18 protein-coding genes, 1 rRNA gene and 1 riboswitch are annotated in these 19485 nt (G+C 71.2%); of the genes, 4 read left to right on the plus strand and 15 right to left on the minus strand.

Annotated features, from left to right (window positions below):
• Positions 1–19 precede the first annotated feature (19 nt).
• Together ACY1JF_RS29570 and ACY1JF_RS29575 are read left to right on the plus strand one after the other, a co-directional pair.
• Positions 20–604, plus strand: coding sequence for a hypothetical protein (locus ACY1JF_RS29570; protein WP_462708334.1), 585 nt, complete (start codon positions 20–22; stop codon positions 602–604).
• Positions 605–1003: 399 nt separating this feature from the next.
• On the plus strand, positions 1004–1210 hold the full coding sequence (locus ACY1JF_RS29575) for a DUF5999 family protein (RefSeq protein WP_462708335.1): 207 nt from the start codon (positions 1004–1006) through the stop codon (positions 1208–1210).
• A gap of 14 nt (positions 1211–1224) precedes the next feature.
• Here the strand turns inward: ACY1JF_RS29575 and ACY1JF_RS29580 are convergent, their stop codons facing one another.
• The 3 genes from ACY1JF_RS29580 to ACY1JF_RS29590 form a co-directional block, all read right to left on the minus strand.
• Complete coding sequence (locus ACY1JF_RS29580) at positions 1225–1989, minus strand: carbohydrate ABC transporter permease (protein ID WP_462708352.1); 765 nt, start codon at positions 1987–1989, stop codon at positions 1225–1227.
• Between the two features lie 62 nt (positions 1990–2051).
• A complete protein-coding gene (locus ACY1JF_RS29585; RefSeq protein WP_462708336.1) occupies positions 2052–3050 on the minus strand; it encodes a carbohydrate ABC transporter permease in 999 nt (332 codons plus the stop codon).
• Between the two features lie 6 nt (positions 3051–3056).
• Positions 3057–4346, minus strand: coding sequence for an extracellular solute-binding protein (locus ACY1JF_RS29590; protein ID WP_462708337.1), 1290 nt, complete (start codon positions 4344–4346; stop codon positions 3057–3059).
• Positions 4347–4635: 289 nt separating this feature from the next.
• Here ACY1JF_RS29590 and ACY1JF_RS29595 point away from each other — a divergent pair, with 289 nt between their 5' ends.
• Positions 4636–4812 (plus strand): TOBE domain-containing protein, encoded by a 177-nt coding sequence (locus ACY1JF_RS29595; protein WP_462708338.1) that lies wholly within the window; start codon positions 4636–4638, stop codon positions 4810–4812.
• A 297-nt stretch (positions 4813–5109) separates the two neighbouring features.
• Here the strand turns inward: ACY1JF_RS29595 and gcvP are convergent, their stop codons facing one another.
• The gene (gcvP, locus tag ACY1JF_RS29600) at positions 5110–7995 is read right to left on the minus strand and encodes an aminomethyl-transferring glycine dehydrogenase (protein ID WP_462708339.1); all 2886 of its coding nucleotides are present in this window, start codon (positions 7993–7995) and stop codon (positions 5110–5112) included.
• Positions 7996–8175: 180 nt separating this feature from the next.
• Positions 8176–8270, minus strand: a riboswitch (glycine riboswitch).
• A gap of 126 nt (positions 8271–8396) precedes the next feature.
• Between gcvP and ACY1JF_RS29605 the strand changes: the two genes are divergently transcribed.
• Positions 8397–8771 carry a PRC-barrel domain-containing protein gene (locus tag ACY1JF_RS29605; RefSeq protein WP_462708341.1) on the plus strand — a complete coding sequence of 125 codons (375 nt, stop codon included), beginning with the start codon at positions 8397–8399 and terminating at the stop codon, positions 8769–8771.
• A 438-nt stretch (positions 8772–9209) separates the two neighbouring features.
• Here ACY1JF_RS29605 and ACY1JF_RS29610 read toward each other — a convergent pair whose 3' ends face one another.
• From ACY1JF_RS29610 to rrf, 11 genes are all read right to left on the minus strand, one after another.
• A complete protein-coding gene (locus ACY1JF_RS29610) occupies positions 9210–10622 on the minus strand; it encodes a DNA polymerase IV (protein WP_462708342.1) in 1413 nt (470 codons plus the stop codon).
• A gap of 50 nt (positions 10623–10672) precedes the next feature.
• The gene (locus ACY1JF_RS29615; protein WP_462708344.1) at positions 10673–11356 is read right to left on the minus strand and encodes a MerR family transcriptional regulator; all 684 of its coding nucleotides are present in this window, start codon (positions 11354–11356) and stop codon (positions 10673–10675) included.
• Positions 11357–11515: 159 nt separating this feature from the next.
• Positions 11516–11989, minus strand: coding sequence for a bifunctional nuclease family protein (locus ACY1JF_RS29620; protein ID WP_462708345.1), 474 nt, complete (start codon positions 11987–11989; stop codon positions 11516–11518).
• 118 nt (positions 11990–12107) lie between these two features.
• Positions 12108–12842: a transcriptional regulator FtsR gene (gene ftsR, locus ACY1JF_RS29625; RefSeq protein ID WP_462708346.1), complete on the minus strand. Its 735-nt coding sequence runs from the start codon at positions 12840–12842 to the stop codon at positions 12108–12110.
• A gap of 42 nt (positions 12843–12884) precedes the next feature.
• A complete protein-coding gene (locus ACY1JF_RS29630; protein ID WP_462708347.1) occupies positions 12885–13820 on the minus strand; it encodes an FHA domain-containing protein in 936 nt (311 codons plus the stop codon).
• Between the two features lie 61 nt (positions 13821–13881).
• Complete coding sequence (locus ACY1JF_RS29635; protein ID WP_462708348.1) at positions 13882–14730, minus strand: DUF881 domain-containing protein; 849 nt, start codon at positions 14728–14730, stop codon at positions 13882–13884.
• Between the two features lie 5 nt (positions 14731–14735).
• Entirely contained in the window at positions 14736–15068 is a 333-nt protein-coding gene (locus ACY1JF_RS29640; protein ID WP_003977440.1) for a small basic family protein, read from the minus strand.
• A complete protein-coding gene (locus tag ACY1JF_RS29645) occupies positions 15065–15970 on the minus strand; it encodes a DUF881 domain-containing protein (RefSeq protein WP_462708349.1) in 906 nt (301 codons plus the stop codon). The genes ACY1JF_RS29640 and ACY1JF_RS29645 overlap by 4 nt, the downstream gene beginning before the upstream one ends.
• 98 nt (positions 15971–16068) lie before the next feature.
• Entirely contained in the window at positions 16069–18564 is a 2496-nt protein-coding gene (locus ACY1JF_RS29650; RefSeq protein WP_462708350.1) for a sugar phosphate nucleotidyltransferase, read from the minus strand.
• A 115-nt stretch (positions 18565–18679) separates the two neighbouring features.
• Positions 18680–19288: a CDP-alcohol phosphatidyltransferase family protein gene (locus ACY1JF_RS29655; RefSeq protein WP_462708351.1), complete on the minus strand. Its 609-nt coding sequence runs from the start codon at positions 19286–19288 to the stop codon at positions 18680–18682.
• A gap of 109 nt (positions 19289–19397) precedes the next feature.
• Positions 19398–19485: ribosomal RNA gene (gene rrf, locus ACY1JF_RS29660) — 5S ribosomal RNA — on the minus strand; the annotation flags it as partial.

Here is a 19485-nt window from a genome sequence, read left to right on the forward strand (position 1 = left end):
GATTGAGAGGCGACCCACCATGCCGCTGCATGTCCCCCCGGCTCCCGCGCCCGCCCTGCGTACCGTCCTCACCGCGCTCTCCTCGCCCACCGCGGTCCGCGAGGCCCGCACCCCGTCCCTGCTCGGCGCCCGCGGCCCGGTCGCCCCCGAGCTGCCGCTGCCCGTGCACGTCCTGGACCACGTCACCGCCGAGGGCGTGCCGGCCGTCCGGCTCGCCGGGTGGCGCTTCCTCATCCGCAGCGGGGAGGGCGTGGTGGCCGCGGCGGACACCACGCTGACTCCGGACGGCTGGGCCTTCTCGCACTTCTTCGAGGGTCCCTACGTCACCGCGACCGAACGCGCGCTGCGCCAGGCCGAGACGGTGGTCCAGCCGTTCCAGCCGCGGCTGCTGTCGGTTCCCGGCCTGTACATGCTCACCCTGTGGCTGCACGGCGACCACGCGGCCGACGCCGCCGCCGGCCACCCGGACGGTGCCGACCTGCTGGTGCCGCTGGCACCGGCCCCGCCCGGCATCGCGGCGCACCGGCCGCACCGGGTCGCGGACCTGCTCCCGGTCCTGACCCACCGGGCCACGCCGACGCCCCTGCTCCGCTCCCCCGCCTGATCCCCGCGGCGGCCGGAACCCCACGTGCCCCCGTCGCCCGGGCACAGGGCGGCGGGGGCACCCGCGCTCGTGGGAGCGCCCGTCCGCCCGCACCGCCGCGAAAGGCCCGGTCCGCCTCGGACCCGTACGGTGCGACAGCCGCGCCCGCCCGGACCGGCCCCTTCGGCACCCGCGAACCCCTGGGGAAAACAGCGGAGTCGGGCTGAACCGCCCGAGCGGGTGACGCGTCCTGAACCTGTGGGAGGCGGTGCCGCGAAACACCTGCGGATCGACGCCCATGGGACAACACTGGGTCCGGACCGACTTGTACGACGGGGGGCGGCCATGAACCACGTCTCACACCGCGGGACAGAGACGACAGCACACCCACACATCACTCCGGAACGGAAGAACCCCGCCATGTGCCAGCACCAGCCACCGTGTCCGTCAGCCGACTCCGCCGACCGGGAATCCGCCCGGCTCGTGGCACACCACCCGGAGCAGGGCTGGAGCCTGTTGTGCAACGGTGTCCTCCTCTTCGAGGACACCGGCGAGCTCCTGCCGGACGGCCGGATCATCGCCCCGCACCGCCCGCTCGGTACCGGCCAGGTGATGACGGCCGCCTGAACACCTCCCCGCCCTCACCCCTTCGTGGCCCCGGCCGCGAGTCCGCCGACCAGCTGCCGCTCGGCCACCGAGTAGAAGGCGAGGGCCGGCACCATCGCCAGCACCAGGTAGGCGAAGACCCGGGCGGTGTCCGCGGAGTACTGGCCCTGGAACTGCTGGACACCGACCGGGACGGTCCACCAGGTGGAGTCGGTGAGGACCAGCAGCGGCAGGAAGAAGTTGTTCCAGCTGGTGACCACGGCCAGTACGGACACCGTCCCCAGCGCCGGCCGGGCCATCGGCAGCAGCACCCGCCAGAAGAAACCGAACGGACCGCAGCCGTCCAGGGTGGCCGCCTCCTCCAGCTCACCGGGGATCTCCCGGAAGAAGCCGCGCAGGATGACGATGGTCATCGGCAGCCCGAAGGCGGCCTGCGGCAGGATGACGCCGAGCGGGTTGTCCAGCAGGCCCATCGAGCGCAGCAGCAGGAACAGCGGCAGCGCCGCCACCGCGAAGGGGAACATCAGCCCCATCGTGAACAGGGTGAACAGCGCCTCCCGGCCGCGGAAGGCGAACCGGGCGAAGGAGAAGGCGGCGAGCGCGGAGACCGCGACCACGATGACGGTGCTGGCCACCGCGACCAGCGCGCTGTTACCGACCAGCCGCCAGAAGGAGCCCGAGCCGAGGATGTCCGTGTAGTGGGAGACCTCCCACGGGCTCGGCAGCCCCACCGGGTTGGCGGAGAGCTGGTCCGAGGACTTGAACCCGGACAGCACGGCGTACAGCAGCGGTACGGCCATGACGGCGCCGACGAGGATCAGGACGAGGTGCGTGGGCAGCGCCCGCCCCCGGGACTCGGTGCTCACTCGCCGTCTCCCCTCATGGTCGTGGTGGCCCCCTGGAGGTCGCGCCGGAGCACGAACCGCTGGTAGGCGAGGGCGAAGACGAGGCTGATGCCGAACATGACCACGCTGATCGCGCTGGCGTAGCCGACCTGGTAGCGCTTGAACCCGAACTGGAACAGGGTGACGGCCATGGTCTCGGAGTGGTGGTCGGGTCCGCCCTGGGTGACCACCCACACCAGGTCGAACAGCTGGATGGCGCCGATGACGGACAGGAACACGCTGATGCGCAGGGTGGGCGCCAGCAGCGGCAGGGTGACGCCCCGAAAGCGCTGCCAGGCGTCCGCCCCGTCGATGAGCGCGGCCTCCGTCAGCTCCTTCGGGACGGACTGGAGTCCGGCCAGGTAGAGCATCATGTGGAAGCCGAAGTACTTCCACGTCATGACGAGGAAGAGGGTCGCCATCACCGTCGACGGGTCGGCGAACCACTCCCCGCCGAGCCCGTCCAGGCCGATCCCGCCCAGCACCCGGTCGGCGAGCCCGTCGTCCGGCGCGAAGATCATGCCGAACAGCACGCCCGTGATGGCCTCGGACAGCACGTACGGCGCGAAGAACAGCATCCGGTACACCGCCCGGCCGCGCGTCCGCTGGTTCAGCAGGACCGCCATGGCCAGTGCGAAGGGCAGTTGCAGCGCCAGGGAGAGGACCACCAGGACCAGGCAGCGCCACAGGTCGCCGAGGAAGACCGGGTCGTCGAGGAGGCGGGTGAAGTTGTCGGCGCCGATGTAGTCCGAGGGCATGCCGAAGCCGCCCCACCGGAAGAAGGCGGCGTACAGCGCGAACAGGATCGGCAGCACGACGAGGACGAGGAACAGCACCAGGGCGGGCACTTGGAAGCCGACCGCGGTGAGCCAGTGGACGATACGGCGCCGGGTCCGCTGCCGGGCCTCGGCGGCCGGCGGGAGCGGCGGGCCGGTACCGGGGCCGGTCCGCTCGTCCGGCAGGAACGTGGAGGTCATCGGCGGTTACTGCGCTTCCTTCGCGGCCTTGGTGATCGACTCGGCGACCTGCTCGGGGGACTTGGAGCCGGCGATGAGCGCGGCGACGCTGTCGTTGACCTCCTGGCCGACGGCGGGCGCGTAGGCCTGGTCGAGGTAGAGCTGGAAGCCGGTGGCCCCCTTCAACTGCCGTTGTACGGCCTTCAGGTTGGCGTCGGTCAGCGCGCTCTCGGCGGCCGGGACCACGGGCAGCACACCGGTCCTGGTGACCAGTTCCCGGTCGGTGGCCTCGGAGGCGAAGAACTCCAGGAAGTCGACGGCCGCCTGCGGGGCGTCCCTGCGCAGGGCGTGCCCGTTGGCCCCGCCGAACACCTCGGTGAGGGCGCCCTCGCCGCCCTCGACCTCCGGGAACGGGAAGAAGCCGAGGTCGTCCCCGAGCCCCTTGCCCGAGTCGGCCTGCACCACCGGGGCCCACTGGCCCATCAGCTCCATCGCCGCCCTGCCGTTGCCGACGGCGGCGGCCTGGCCGCCCGGAGCGGAGTAGGCGGCGCCGAGGAAACCCTTCTGGAACGGCCGGAGCCCGGCCAGTTCCTCCAGGTGCTGCCCGGCCCGGACGAACGCGGCCCCGGTGAAGTCCTTGTCGTCGGCGGCCTTCCGTACGGCCGCGGCACCGCCGACCCGCATCGCGAGGTAGGCCCAGTAGTACATGCCGGGCCACTTCTCCTTGCCGGCCAGGGCCAGGGGCGTGATGTTCTCCGACTTCAGCGCGCGTACGGCGTCCAGGAAGCCGCTCCAGGTGGTGGGCGGGGCGCTGACGCCGGCCTTCTCGAAGAGCGCCTTGTTGTACCAGAAGCCGACCATGCCGCTGTCGAACGGGATGCCGTAGAGCCTGTCGTCGATCAGGTACGGCTCCTTCGCCACCGGGAGCACGCCGTCGGACCACTCCCCGGTGCGGTCCGTGAGGTCCTCGACGAGCCCCGCGTCGACCTGCTGCTCGAGGACTCCGCCGCCCCAGGTGTGGAAGATGTCCGGGAGCTTCCCGGAGGCGGTCAGCGCCGTCATCTTCGCCTTGTAGGCGTCGTTCTCCAACTGGACGGTCCTTATCCTGACGCCGGGGTTCCGCGCCTCGAACCTCTTGGCGAGGGCGGCCCAGACGTCCTTCGTCGGCTGGGTCGTGGAGATGTTCCACCACTCGATGGTGGTCCCGGACGCCCCTTCGTCCGAGTCACCGCCGCAGCCGCTCAGTGCCGTCATGCCCAGACCGGCCGCGGCCGAGGCCGCCAGGAAGCCGCGGCGGGACAGTGCCGGGTCGCCCATGATGCGCTCCTTGGGTGCGAAAGTTTCGGATAAAATCCAGAAAGCTGCGCTGCTGCCGCACCCTAGAGACCCCGTGTAATCAGTGGCAACCCCTCGTACGCGACGAATCCGTCCTCACCGAACCCCGACCACCCCGGGGCGCCGAAACATTCGACTCGCACCGCGAACTTTTTCCGCTCCCACCCGGCCGTACGCGCCGCGGAACACACCACAGGCACGACGGAACAAGTGGTGCCGGACCGGACCGGCGCGGACCCGCCGCCCCGCCCGGCCGGCCCGGCGAGGCACCATGAGCCCGGGCATCCGCGACCAGCTCCCCGGCGCCGTCACCACCGTCACCACCCGCGGGGCGACGGCGACGGCCGGGATCCGCCTGGCCGGCGGCCGGGACCCCGCCGCGGCGGTCACCCGCGAGGCCGCCGACGACCGCGCCCTCGCCCCGGGCCGGCCGTCCCGGCCCTGGTGAAGCCGGCGGAGGTCCCCGGCCACCGCCCCCGTCGGGCCCTGTCCGTCCGCGGCCGGCCGCCCGGTACGGTCACCGCGCCCACCGCCTACGACGCGATGGTCCCGGTCCAGGGCGCCGTCGAGGGCGCCGAACCGACCGCCGCCCTCACCCGGCACGCCGCCGACGGCCTCGCCCTCTCCCCCGCTCGGCCGCCGTCGCGCTGGTCATGTCCGCCGGGGTGTCGCTCGCGACGGCGTGACGGAAACAGCGAGGGCCCCTTGGACCCAAGGGTCCGCGGGGCCCTCGCGCACCTCCTGCTCAGTCCTCGTACGCCTCCAGCGGCGGGCAGGAGCAGACCAGGTTCCGGTCACCGAAGGCCTGGTCGATACGGCGCACCGGCGGCCAGTACTTGTCGGCGGCCGGCACCCCGGCCGGGAAGACGGCCTCCTCGCGGGCGTACGCGTGCCCCCACTCCCCCGTGAGCGCGGCGGCGGTGTGCGGGGCGTTCCGCAGCGGGTTGTCGTCCGCGGGCCACTGGCCCGAGCCGACCTTCTCGATCTCCGCGCGGATGGCGATCATCGCGTCGCAGAAACGGTCCAGCTCGGCCAGGTCCTCGGACTCGGTCGGCTCGATCATCAGCGTCCCGGCCACCGGGAACGACATCGTCGGCGCGTGGAAGCCGTAGTCGATCAGCCGCTTGGCGACGTCGTCGACGCTCACGCCGGTCGCCTTGGTCAGCGGGCGCAGGTCGATGACGCACTCGTGCGCGACCAGTCCGCCCGGCCCCGTGTACAGCACGGGGTAGTGCGGCTCCAGGCGCTTGGCGACGTAGTTGGCGGACAGCACCGCCACCTGTGTGGCCCGCTTGAGCCCCTCGCCGCCCATCAGCCGGACGTACGCCCAGGAGATGGGCAGGATGCCCGCCGAACCCCAGGGAGCCGCCGAGACGGGCCCCACGCCCGTCCGCGGGCCCGCCGCGGGCTGGAGCGGGTGGTTGGGCAGGTACGGCGCCAGGTGCTCGCGCACGCCCACCGGGCCGACGCCGGGGCCGCCGCCGCCGTGCGGGACGCAGAAGGTCTTGTGCAGGTTGAGGTGGGAGACGTCACCGCCGAAGCGGCCCGGCCGGGCGAGGCCGACCAGGGCGTTGAGGTTGGCGCCGTCGACGTACACCTGGCCGCCCGCGTCGTGCACGGCCGCGCAGATGTCGGCGACGTGCGCCTCGAAGACGCCGTGCGTGGACGGGTAGGTGATCATCAGCACCGCCAGCTCGTCGCGGTGCTGCTCGATCCTGGCCCGCAGGTCCTCGACGTCGATCTCGCCGTCCTCGGCGGTCCTGACGACGACGACCCTCATCCCGGCCATGACGGCGCTGGCGGCGTTGGTGCCGTGCGCGGAGGAGGGGATCAGGCAGACGGTGCGCTGCTCGTCGCCGTTGGCCCGGTGGTAACCGCGTACGGCGAGCAGGCCGGCCAGCTCGCCCTGCGACCCGGCGTTGGGCTGGAGCGAGACCCTGTCGTACCCGGTGACCTCGGCCAGCCGCTCCTCCAGCTCGCGGATGAGCGTGAGGTAGCCCTGCGCCTGCTCGGCGGGGGCGAAGGGGTGCAGCTGTCCGAACTCGGGCCAGGTCACCGGCTCCATCTCGGTGGTCGCGTTGAGCTTCATGGTGCAGGAACCCAGCGGGATCATGCCGCGGTCCAGCGCGTAGTCCCGGTCGGCCAGCCGGCGCAGGTAGCGCAGCATCGCGGTCTCGGACCGGTACTGGTGGAAGACGGGGTGGGCCAGGAACTCGTCGGTGCGCAGCAGCCCCTCGGGCAGCGCGTCCCCGGTCGCCGCGTCCAGCGCCTCGATGTCCCCCTCGGCCCCGAACGCGTTCCACACCCCGCCGATCCGCGCCCGCGTGGTCGTCTCGTCGCAGGCCATCGAGACGTGGTCGGCGTCGACGAGCCGCAGGTTGACGCCGTTCCGCCGGGCCGCCGCGACGATCTCGGCGGCCCGGCCGGGCACCCGCGCCGTGACCGTGTCGAAGTAGTCGCCGTGGACGATCTCGACACCGCTCGCCGCGAGCCCCGCGGCGAGGACGGCGGCGTAGCGGTGGGTGCGCCGGGCGATGGCCCGCAGCCCCTCGGGACCGTGGTACACGGCGTACATCCCGGCCATCACGGCGAGCAGCACCTGCGCAGTGCAGATGTTGCTGGTGGCCTTCTCCCGGCGGATGTGCTGCTCGCGGGTCTGCAGGGCCAGCCGGTAGGCCCGGTTCCCGTCGGCGTCCACGGAGACGCCCACCAGTCGTCCGGGCAGGCTGCGGGCCATCTTCTCCCGTACGGCCATGTAGCCGGCGTGCGGCCCGCCGAAGCCCATCGGCACCCCGAACCGCTGCGTCATGCCCACCGCGATGTCGGCGCCCAGCTCACCGGGCGACTTCAGCAGCGTCAGCGCGAGCAGGTCGGCGGCGACGGTGACCAGCGCGCCCAGTTCGTGCGCCCGGTCGATCACCGGCTTGATGTCGCGTACGGCCCCGGAGGCGCCCGGGTACTGGATCAGTACGCCGTTGATCTCCCGCTCCGCGACCTCGGCCGGGATGCCGTCGGTGAGGTCGGCGACGACGACCTCGACACCGGTCGGTTCGGCCCGCGTCCGGATCACGGCGACGGTCTGCGGCAGCGCGTCCGCGTCGACCAGGAACAGCCCCTTCTTGTTCTTCCCCATCCGCCGCGACAGCGCCATCGCCTCGGCGGCGGCCGTGCCCTCGTCGAGCAGCGAGGCCCCGGAGGTCGGCAGCCCGGTCAGCTCGGCCACCATCGTCTGGAAGTTGAGCAGCGCCTCCAGGCGCCCCTGCGAGATCTCCGGCTGGTACGGCGTGTACGCGGTGTACCAGGCCGGATTCTCCATGACGTTGCGCAGGATCACGGGCGGCGTGAACGTGCCGTGGTACCCGAGCCCGATCATCGAGTCGAGGACCTGGTTGCGGTCGGCCAGCGAGCGCAGTTCGGCGAGCACCTCGGCCTCGGTGCGCGCCCGGGGCAGGTCCAGCGCTCCGGTGCTCTTGATCACGTCCGGCACGGCGGCGGCCGTCAGCTCGTCGAGCGAGCCGTACCCGACCTGGGCGAGCATCTTGGCCCGGGCCTCGTGGTCGGGGCCGATGTGACGCCGCTCGAACGGCGTTCCCTGTTCGAGCTCAAAGAGCGGAGTACGGTGGGCTGTCATCGTGTGGAGGCCTCCTGGTCTGACGCGACCTGCGAGGGACACCACGGCGCGGGTGCCCCGACGGCCTCCCCCTCTGTCATCTCGACCTGAGAGCTTCACCGGGATCCTGTCGGGCCGTCCCGGCTTTCACCGTCGGTGAGAGCGGAAGCCGTCGACACCCGCCCTGCTTTCCAGAGTGACCTCGTCCGTGCGGTACGTGGGCCTGAGAGATTCCGGGGAGGGTTTGCTCCTTCGGCGCCCCCGGCGCAACCGGAGGACTCTCCCGCACGGGGTCAGCAGCCGTTCGCCAGCCTACCAGCGAGGCCCACGCACGGTCTTTCGAGTGGCCGCCCGTGCGAATGTGCTCTTTTGTAGTGCTTACGGATGATGTACCGGATGGTTGGCGACCACCTGGAGGGCCCGTGCGCACCGACATCGACCCGCGTGACCTGATCGGCCGCAAGGCGTTCGACCGCAACGGCACGAGGATCGGCACCGTCGACGAGGTCTACCTCGATGACGCCACCGGCGTACCCGAATGGGCGGCCGTCCGCACCGGCCTGTTCGGCCGGGACGCCTTCGTCCCCCTGGAACCCAGCGAACTGGTCGACGGCACCCTCCGGGTGCCCTTCGACCGCGCGCTGATCAAGGAGGCCCCCGACTTCGGCGTCGGCCGCCACCTCTCCCCGGAACAGGAACTGCAGCTCTACCACCACTACGGCCTCGACATCACCGCCCCGCCCCCGTCGCCCGGCCACGACTTCGGCGAGCTGGCGGGCCAGGAGGAGATGACCTGAGGCGTACGCGTGGGTGCCGCGCCGGCCGGGGGCGTCCCGTCCCACGCCCACGAGCACCGACGGCACCCGACGGCCACCCCGCCGCCCCCGGACACCTCCCCGGCCGACGGCCGCCGCGGACACCCACCGGACCCGGCCCGGCACCGGCACCGTGTCCCGGGCCCCCAGTCACCACCGCACCGGAACCACGCACGCGCGACAACCACGACGCCCCTCCCGCCGCCCCCGGCACCGCCCCGGCCGGACAGCTGCCCCCGGCACCGCCCGGCCGGACAGGTCACCCCGGAACACCCCAGCGGCCGGCAGGCCGCCGCCCCGGACACCCGCCAGGCCGCCCCAGATACCCGCCGCGCGGCCCGCTCCCGCCACGTGCCGTCCCCCGCGCCACGTGCGACCCGTCCCCCGCCGCGTCACCCCGTCGCACCTCCGTACCGACGCTCACCCCGCCCTGCCGCCCGCGGGCCGCACCGTCCCGGCGGTGTCACCGGGTCTTCGCCCCACCAGCGGCAGTGGATCCGCCGGCTCCAGCTCCGGGTCGTCGGTCCGGAAGGTCCGCACCCGCCCCGGCCGGGCCGACAGCGGCGTCTCGAACCGCACCGTGACCCGGCCCAGTCCGCTGCCCTGCACCCACCCGTGCCCGTACACGGCGTGCCGTACGTCGTGCCCCGACGGCCAGCGGCGCTCGGCGGGCGGGATCTCCGGCTCGTCGGCCCCGCGCCGGTCGGTCTCCTCGGCCGGCGCCGACGGCTGAGGAGGCTCGTCCGCCCCCGCCCGCTCCCCGGCCGCCTGCGCGAACAGGTCCTCCTGCGTGTAGTCGGCCAGCCCGGTGACCCCCACGCCGAGCAGCCGCACCCCACCGGTGGTGTCCACGGAGTCCAGCAGCCGCGCCGCCGCCTCCGCGATCACCGCCGGGTCGTCCGTGGGCCCACGCAGCGTCTCGGACCGGGTCAGGGTGGAGAAGTCGTAGCGCCGCACCTTCAGCACGATGGTGCGTCCGGACAGCCCCGCGGCACGCAGCCGCCGCACACACCGGCCGGCCAGCCGCCGCACCTCCAGACCGACCCGGGTACGGTCGTGGATGTCCACGTCGTAGGTGTCCTCTACCGACACCGACTTGGTCTCCCGCTCGGCCACCACGGGCCGCTCGTCGCGCGCCAGCGCCATCGCGTACAGCGCCTGTCCGTGCGCCTTGCCCAGCAGCCGGACCAGTTCGTCCTCGCCCGCCTCGGCGAGCTCACCGACCGAGGTCATGCCGGCCCGCCGCAGGTGGTCGCCGGTGGCCGGGCCCACGCCGGGCAGGATCCGCACGGACTTCGGCGCGATCAGGTCCCGCTCGGTGCCGGGCTCGATCAGCACCAGTCCGTCGGGCTTGGCGTCCTCGGAGGCTATCTTGGCGAGCATTTTGGACGCGGCGAGCCCCACCGAACCCGTGAGCCCGGTGACGGCCCTGATGTCCGCCCGCAGCTTCGCGCCGGCCAGCCGCGCCGACTCCGCGTCCCAGGCCGCCCCGCCGGCCTCCAGGTCCACGAACGCCTCGTCCAGGCTCAGCGGCTCCACCAGCGGCGACAGCGCCCGCAGCAGCCCCATCACCTGCTCGCTGACCGCCCGGTACAGGTGGAAGCGCGGCACGAGATAGGCGGCGTTGGGCGCCAGCCGCCGGGCCTGGGCCATGGGCATCGCCGAGTGGACGCCGTGCACCCGGGCCTCGTAGGAGGCCGTGGCCACCACGCCGCGCGGGCCCAGCCCGCCCACCACGACGGCTTTCCCGCGCAGGCTCGGTTTCGACGCCTGCTCCACCGAGGCGTAGAAGGCGTCCATGTCGAGATGAAGGATCGTGGGCGCGGCTCTCACGTCTCCGATGCTGCCCTACGCCACTGACAACGGCCCCGCCCGCGGCGCGCTCAGACCGCCCGGTGGCGCCGCCGGGCCAGCTCGTCCGCCGGATTGTGCCCGACCAGGGTCTCACCCGTGTCGACCCGCTCCCCGTGCAGTTGCGACAGGGCTGCCTCGACGTCCCGCCACACCACGCCGACGGCGATCCCGAAGATCCCCTGGCCGCCCTGGAGCAGGGTGTGCACCTCGTCGGGCGAGGTGCACTCGTAGACCGTGGCACCGTCGCTCATCAGCGTCAGCCGCTCCAGGTCGCGAAAACCGCTCTCCCTGAGGTGCTGGACGGTGGTCCGGATGTTCTGCAGGGACACGCCGGTGTCGAGGAACCGCTTGACGATCTTCAGGACGACCACGTCGCGGAAGCTGTACAGACGCTGTGTCCCGGACCCGTGGGCCGGCCGCACGCTCGGTTCGACGAGTCCGGTACGGGCCCAGTAGTCGAGCTGCCGGTAGGTGATGCCGGCGGCCGCGCAGGCCGTGGGCCCCCGGTAGCCGATCTGCTCGGACGCCACGGACGCCGCCCCCTCGCCGCTCGGCACCACGGCGGGCCGCCGCGGGGCGTGGTCGGCCGTACCTCCGGGCTGCGGGCGTCCTGCACCCGGACGAATCCGAGAACCCTCGGGAGGGTACGGAGCGCTCGCCCCGAGACCGCGTGCCGGAGCACGCCCCACCGTACCGTCGCCGCTGCTTCTCACGCCGACCTCCGTCCTTGACCTGCCTCCTCGAAGGTAGGCAGTCACCAAGGGTGCGTCAACGATCGCCACACTCGGCACGCCGAGTGATAATCACCCTAAGAGTGGTTTGCCGTGCCCCTCGCGGGGAAAGGCTAGCCGAATGTCCTTTTCGGACGGCTGTCACTGATTACTGCTGCCGAAGTCCTCCGGCGAGATCTGGTCGAGGAACTCGCGGAACTTCTCCACCTCGTCCTCCTGCTCGTCCGGGATCGCGATACCGGCGTCGTCCAGGACCGTGTCACTGCCGAAGATCGGCGTCCCGGTGCGCAGCGCCAGCGCTATGGCGTCGGACGGCCGGGCGCTCACCTCCACGCCACTGGCGAAGACCAGCTCGGCGTAGAAGACGCCTTCCCGCAGGTCGGTGATGCGCACCTCGCTGAGCTCCTGGCCGACGGCCTCCAGCACGTCCTTGAACAGGTCGTGGGTCAGTGGCCGTGCGGGAGCCATGCCCTGCTGGGCGAAGGCGATCGCCGTCGCCTCTCCGGGACCGATCCAGATGGGGAGGTAACGGTCTCCTCCCACTTCACGCAGCAGCACGATCGGTTGGTTGGAGGGCATCTCGACCCGGACACCTACGACATCGAGCTCGTTCACACAGCAACCCTAGGCCGTGCCCGGGACGTTTGGGTAGTCGGGCCGGGAACGGGTGACCGATCCGAGTCCCTCCCGGCGCGGTCCGGCCGCCTCCTCAGGGCCGGCCCGGGCCTCCCCCTCAGGGCAGCCGCACCCCGAGAGCCGTCTGCACCAGCGCCGCGTGCAGCTTCACCGCGAGCCCCGCCAGCTCCTTGGTGCGGGCCTCCGCGTGCGCCCTGGTCTGCGGGTTCCGGTGGCGCTTGAGCGGGGCCACCACCTGGTCCACCAGCCCGGCCTCCCGGTCGGCGGCGGCCTTCATCACCCTCAGATGCCGCGGTTCGATCCCGGACCGCCCCAGCTCCACCACGAGAGTGGCCACGGTCACCGTCTCCGCGTCGTAGGCCCCGTCGGGCAGCGGCGCGATCAGCCCGTACGACTCCCACTCGTCGAGCTGCCGTCCCTCTATCCCGGCGGCGGCGAGCAGTTCCTCCCGCCCGATCCGGGCCGGCCCGGCCCCGGCGGGGCTCTCCGGCGCCGCCTCCCCGTCCCGCTGCCGCCCCAGCGCGGGCAGCGGCACCGCCTCCCCGCGCTCCATGGCGTCCAGGTGCTCGCGGATCACCTTGAGCGGCAGGTAGTGGTCCCGCTGCATCCGCAGGACGTGCCCGAGGCGCTCGACATCACGGGCGCTGAACTTGCGGTACCCGGCGGGCGTCCGCCGCGGCTCCACGAGCCCTTCCGACTCCAGGAAACGGATCTTCGAGATGGTGATGTCGGGGAACTCGTCGCGCAGCACGTTCAGCACCGCGCCGATGCTCATCAGTCCGTCCGTGGCGGCGGTGCCGTGGCCGGCACCACCGCTCGGTGTTCGCAGCATGGCCCTTCCCTGGGAATCTCCCCGGACGGAGCCCGGGGCGGCTCAGTAGCCCCGCTGGCTCGCGTAGAAGACCAGCCGGTACTTTCCGATCTGCACCTCGTCACCGTTGGACAGGGCGACCTCGTCGATCCGCTCCCGGTTGACGTACGTGCCGTTCAGGCTGCCCACGTCGGCGACCGTGAACGACCCGTCCGGCTGCCGGCGGAACTCCACGTGCCGGCGGGAGACGGTCACGTCGTCCAGGAAGATGTCGCTCTGCGGATGCCGCCCTGCCGTGGTCAGCTCACCGTCCAGCAGGAACCTGCTGCCCGAGTTCGGACCCCGGCGCACGACCAGCAGCGCCGAGCCCAGCGGCAGCGCCTCCACGGCGGCCTGCGCCTCCGGGGAGAGCGTCGGCATCTGGGTCTGCCCGGTGACCTCGGCGTCGTAGGCCTCCAGGCCCGAGATCGAGATCGTGGACGTGGTCTCCGAGGGACGCTCCGGGTGCGCCCCGGCCCGCAGCGGCGCGCCGCAGTTGGAGCAGAAGCGGCTGTTCTCCGCGTTGCGGTTACCGCACCTCGTACACACCAGGGCCGACATGGACGGATCCTCCTGCGGCGGCTGCCCCGCCGGGGTGCTGGACGCGTACGGACCGGTGCCGAACCCTGAACCCGTACTCGAGGTCGACGGTTGTCCGAAACCTATGCCGCTGGACCGCGCAGGGTCAACAGACGGCGCGCCCTGACCACCCACCTGGTCGCGGAACAGCGGACGCTGGCCCTCCGCGTCGGGCTGCGCGCGATGGCGAGCGGTGGCGTTCTCGCCGCTCTCTCGCGCGCTCTTGCCGAACAACTTCGCAAACAACTTCACGGGCGATTCCCCTTGACCGAAACAGACCCGCCCGTGGGGCAGGACGAACCCTGACTGAACGTACTGGCCGACCCGGACATCCTGACAACGTCCGTCTCCACCAAACAGTTTCCACCACGCACCACCCATTCGGTGCGCCGACCCCCCGCAACCTCATGCCCCCGCCGGACAGCGCCCATGCGACCTCGGTTCACTCGGAGGACGACCGAGCGTAGTCAGGCCGCTTCGCCGCTCGCAAGGCGTCCACGACGATGTCGCTCGACCGCTCAACAGTAGCGGTGGCCTGTTCCTTCTCCAGAGTCTGCACCACTCCCCCAGGGATGTTGAGCGCGGGTTCGAGGTCCTGCGGCTTGCCGATGACCTTGAAACGATAGGGTGCGTCGATCTTGTTCCCGTCGACGCTCACACCGCCACCGGAATCCGTCAGATAGGTGCTGGCGACGACCCGTACCCCGTTGACCTGGATCGCCTCCGCGCCGGCGGCGCGCAGTTCCTGGATCGCGTCCAGCAGCATGTCCGCCTCGACCGTCCCCTTCGTGTCCGCGATCGTCATCGTGATGCCCGGCCCCTGCGCGGCCACCGTGCCCGCCAGGACGCCGAGTTGCCGCTCCTTCTCGAGCGTCTGCTTACGGGCCTCCTCGGCCTGGTCGGAGCTGTTCTCCAGCTCGTCCCGCTGCTTCTCGAGACCCTGTTTCTCGTCCTCAAGACGTTGCGTACGGTCATCGAGTTCGTCGAGGATACGGACGAGATCTTCCTGCCGGGCGCCGCGCAGCGCGCTGTCCCCGTCGCTGTTGGACGCCACCTGCACGGCCAGGCCGAAGCCGAGGCCGAACAGCAGCAGGGCGACGATCAGTTGGGCCCGGGTCACCCGTGGCGGCCACAGCCCCTGCGCCAGCCGCTGCCGTCCGGTCAGCCCGGATTCCCGCCGTGCCGCCGGGCCGTGCTCCGCGCTCGGGGGAGGGACCGGTGCCACCTCCTGCGGCAACTCGGCACGCAACCGGCTCCCGGCCTTCTCGGGCCGCTCGTTGTGTTCGGTCATCGGCCTCACGCCCGGAACACGTGCCGGCGGATCGCCGCGGCGTTGGAGAAGATCCGGATGCCGAGGACGACCACCACACCGGTGGAGAGCTGGGCACCGACGCCCAACTTGTCGCCCAGGAAGACGATCAGCGCGGCCACCACCACGTTCGACAGGAACGACACCACGAAGACCTTGTCGTCGAAAATGCCGTCGAGCATCGCCCGCAGACCACCGAAGACGGCGTCCAGCGCCGCGACCACGGCGATCGGCAGATAAGGCTCGACGGCGGCCGGCACCTCCGGCCGGACCAGCAGGCCGGCCACGACTCCCACGACGAGGCCCAGTACGGCGATCACGATGTGCCCTTCTCGGTTTTCGGTTGTGCGGTACGTATGATCACACTCGGCGCGGCCGGCAGCCGGAGGTCGTCCTCCGTGGAGATGCCGGTCCGGATGCCGTAGTTCTCCTTCAGCGCGTCCAGGTACAGCCCGTCGGCGCTGTTCCCGAACCGGGTACCGAGCCGTTGTCCGTCACCCACGGCGAGCACCGTGTAGGGAGGCACCAGCGGCCTGTTGTCGACCAGTATCGCGTCACCGGCGGCCCTGATCGCGGAGAGCGCGGTCAGCCGTTGCCCGTTGATGGAGATCGCCTCGGCGCCCGAGGCCCACAGTCCGTTGACGACCCGTTGCATGTCCCGGTCGCGGACCCGGCCGGTGTCGGAGAACCCGGAGGTCCCGCGCGGCTCGCCGTCCCCGCCCGTGGCGGCGTCCTCGGCGTCGTCCACCACGAGCCTCACCCCCGGCCCGCGCACGGCGACGGCCCCGGACAGGATCCCCACCAGTGTTCCCCGGTCGCCGTCCCCGGTGTGCTGGAGCGCCTCACGCTGGCGCGCGCTCACGTCCTCGCGCAGCGCGTCCACGTCGTCCTCCAGGTCGTCCGCCGCGGAGGTCTCCTGGTCGATGCGGTCGATCAGTTCCTCGCGCTCCTTGGCGGCGGCCGGGGCGGTGACCCGGGCCTGGGCGGCGCCGACGGTCACCACCAGGGCGGCGAGCACCAGCCCTGCGGCCAGGCCCAGCTTGGCCCTGAGGGTTCTGGGCAGCCCGCCGGTGCCCGCGGCCCGCTTGCGCGCCGCGGCCTCGGCGTAACCGTCGTCGAGGCTGTGGTCCATGACGTTGGTGAGCAACGACATGGACGCGTCCGGGCGCGGGGGCCGCGTAGCTGTGCTCCGAACGGGGGGTTGCTGCGGCATGCCGCACATCGTCGCACGCCGCCGCCCCTACCTCCGAACGGCCCCACCGGCGTGCCGGACAGGCCCCCTTGGAGGCACTTGTCCGGCACGCACGCGTACCGCGTGTTTTACCGGCCCGCGCTGTCCACGACCGCCGACCACTCGTCGAGCAGCGCCTGCGCGGAGGCGTCGTCGGGGCCCTCGGCCCACAGGTGGGTGACCGCCTCGGCCGGATCGGGCAGCACCATGACCCAGCGCCCGTCGGCCTCCACGACCCGCACCCCGTCGGTGGTGTCCACGGAGCGGTCTCCCGCCTCCTCCACGACGCGGCGCATGACGAGCCCCTTGACAGCCCATGGGGTCGCCAGATCGCGCCTGAGGACGTGCGCCCTCGGGATCCGGGCGTCGATCTGGCTCAGGGTCAGCTGTGTCCGCGCCACCAGCCCGATCAGCCGCACGAAGGCCGCCGTGCCGTCGTAGACACTGCTGAACTCGGGGACGATGAACCCGCCCTTGCCGTCACCGCCGAAGATCGTTCCTTCTTCGCCACCCACGCGCGTGAGGTCGTCGGGCGACGTGGTCGTCCATTCCACCTGGGTGCCGTGGTAGGCCGCCACCTGCTCGGCGATCCGGGTGGTGGTCACCGGCAGCGCCACCCGACCGCTGCGCCGCTCGGCGGCGATCAGGTCCAGCATCACCAGCAGTGCCCGGTCGTCCTCGATGATGCGGCCCTTCTCGTCGACGAGCGACAGCCGCTCACCGACCGGGTCGAACCGCACGCCGAACGCCGCCCGCGAGGACGCCACGATCTCCCCGAGCCGCACCAGCCCGGACCGCCGCATGTCGGCGGACTCGGTCGGCCGGGACTCGTCGAGACCGGGATTGATGGTCAGCGAGTCCACGCCCAGCTTGCCCAGCAGACTGGGCAGCACCAGGCCGGCGCTTCCGTTGGACGCGTCGACGACGACCTTCAGCCCCGACTCCGCGATCCCCGCGGTGTCGACATTGCGCAACAGCGACCCGGTGTAGGAGTCGAAGACGCTGGCCGGGAAGTGCAGGTCACCGATCTCCCCGGGGAACGCCCGCCGGTACTCCTGCCGCGCGAACACCCGGTCCAGCTTCCGCTGACTGCCCTGCGACAGGTCGGCACCCTGGCTGTCGAAGAACATGATGTCCACGGAGTCCGGCACCCCGGGCGTCGTACGGATCATGATGCCGCCGGCGCTTCCCCGCGCGGTCTGCTGCCGCGCCACGGGCAGCGGTACGTTCTCCAGGTCCCGTACGTCGATGGCACTGGCCTGCAACGCGGAGATGACCGCGCGCTTGAGCGCACGCGCGCCTCGGGAGTGGTCGCGGGCGGTGGTGACCGTGGAGCCCTTCTTGAGGGTCGTCGCGTAGGCGCCGGCGAGCCGCACGGCGAGTTCCGGCGTGATCTCGACGTTCAGGATGCCGGAGACGCCTCTGGCACCGAACAGATGCGCCTGCCCCCGTGACTCCCAGATCACCGAGGTGTTGACGAACGCGCCGGCCTCGACCGTCTTGAACGGGTAGACCCGCACATTGCCCTGAACGATCGATTCCTCACCGACCAGGCACTCGTCTCCGATGACCGCGCCGTCCTCGATCCGCGCGGCGCGCATGATGTCGGTGTTCTTGCCGACGACACAGCCACGCAGGTTGCTGTGCGGACCGACGTACACGTTGTCGTGCACGACGGCCTTGTGCAGGAAGGCACCGCTCTTCACGACGACGTTGGACCCGATGACGGTGTGTTCCCGGATCTCGGCCCCGGCCTCGACCTTGGCGTAGTCACCCACGTACAGGGGTCCGCGGAGCACGGCGTCGGGGTGCACTTCGGCGCCCTCGGCCACCCACACTCCGGGCGACAGCTCGAACCCGTCGATGTCGACGTCGACCTTGCCTTCCAGGACGTCCGCCTGGGCCTTCACATAGCTCTCGTGGGTGCCGACGTCCTCCCAGTACCCCTCGGCGACATAGCCGTAGATCGGCTTGCCTTCCTTCATCAGCTGGGGGAAGACATCGCCGGACCAGTCGACGGACACATCGGCCTCGACGTAGTCGAAGACCTCCGGCTCCATCACGTAGATACCGGTGTTCACGGTGTCCGAGAAGACCTGCCCCCAGGTCGGCTTCTCCAGGAAGCGCTCGACCTTTCCGTCCTCGTCGACGATGGTGATGCCGAATTCCAGCGGATTGGGCACGCGCGTCAGACACACGGTGACGAGCGCGCCCTTCTCCTTGTGGAAGGCGATCAGCTCGGTGAGGTCGAAGTCGGTCAGCGCATCGCCGGAGATGACGAGGAAGGCATCGTCCTTCAACGCCTCCTCGGCGTTCTTGACGCTTCCGGCGGTACCGAGTGGCTTCTCCTCATTGGCATAGGTGAGCTCCATTCCGAGCTCTTCACCGTCACCGAAGTAGTTCTTGACCAGGGAGGCCAGGAACTGGACGGTGACGACGGTCTCATTGAGCCCATGCCTTTTGAGCAGCCTCAGAACGTGCTCCATGATCGGCCGGTTGGCCACCGGCAGGAGCGGTTTGGGCATGCTCGAGGTCATGGGACGAAGGCGCGTGCCTTCGCCTCCGGCCATCACGACGGCCTTCATGTCGGAAGCGTCCTCCTCCAAGAGACGACGGTCTGACCGACTTCACCCGCCTCGATTGTCCCGCACTTTTCCAGCACGGGCCATCGGGGCCGCCAGGGCCGCACAGTGGGCGAGTTCAATCGGCCATGGTGTCCGCGCGGACCAAGCGGCGGACCTGAACCATGTAGAGGACTCCTGCCCACCAATACAGCGTTGTACCCCATCCGGCGAACGCCCATCCGAAAATAGCAGCGAGTGACGAGACCCATCCACTACCGTCACTGAGCAGCAGCAAGGGGAAGGCGTACATCAAGTTGAACGTCGCGGCCTTCCCCAGGAAGTTCACCTGCGGAGGCGGATAGCCGTGGCGCCGGAGGATGCCCACCATGGCCAGCAGGACCAGCTCGCGCGCGAGCAGTACGGCGGTCAACCAGAGCGGCAGGATCTCCCGCCAGGTCAGACCGACCAGGGTGGACAGGATGTAGAGCCGGTCGGCAGCGGGGTCCAGCAGCCGGCCGAGGCTGCTGATCTGGTTCCAGCGCCGGGCGAGCTTGCCGTCCAGGTAGTCGCTGACTCCGCTGAGGGCCAGGACCAGCAGCGCCCAGCCGTCGCTCTTGGGGCCGCCGAACTCGGGCCTGAGGATCAGCCACAGGAAGAGGGGCACGCCGACGAGACGGGCCATGCTGAGGATGTTCGGGATGGTGAGGACCCGGTCAGTCTGGACGCGGGTCTCCTGGACCTCCACCCGGGGGCCTCCTGGATGAAATAAGCCGACAATGCCCCCTGACCTTACCGCAACGCAAAAAAGCGCTGGCTCTTGGGCAGTATGCCCAAGAGCCAGCGCTCCAATAATTGTTCGGCGGCGTCCTACTCTCCCACAGGGTCCCCCCTGCAGTACCATCGGCGCTGTAAGGCTTAGCTTCCGGGTTCGGAATGTAACCG

The organism is Streptomyces sp. SYSU D01066-1, from assembly GCF_054956795.1.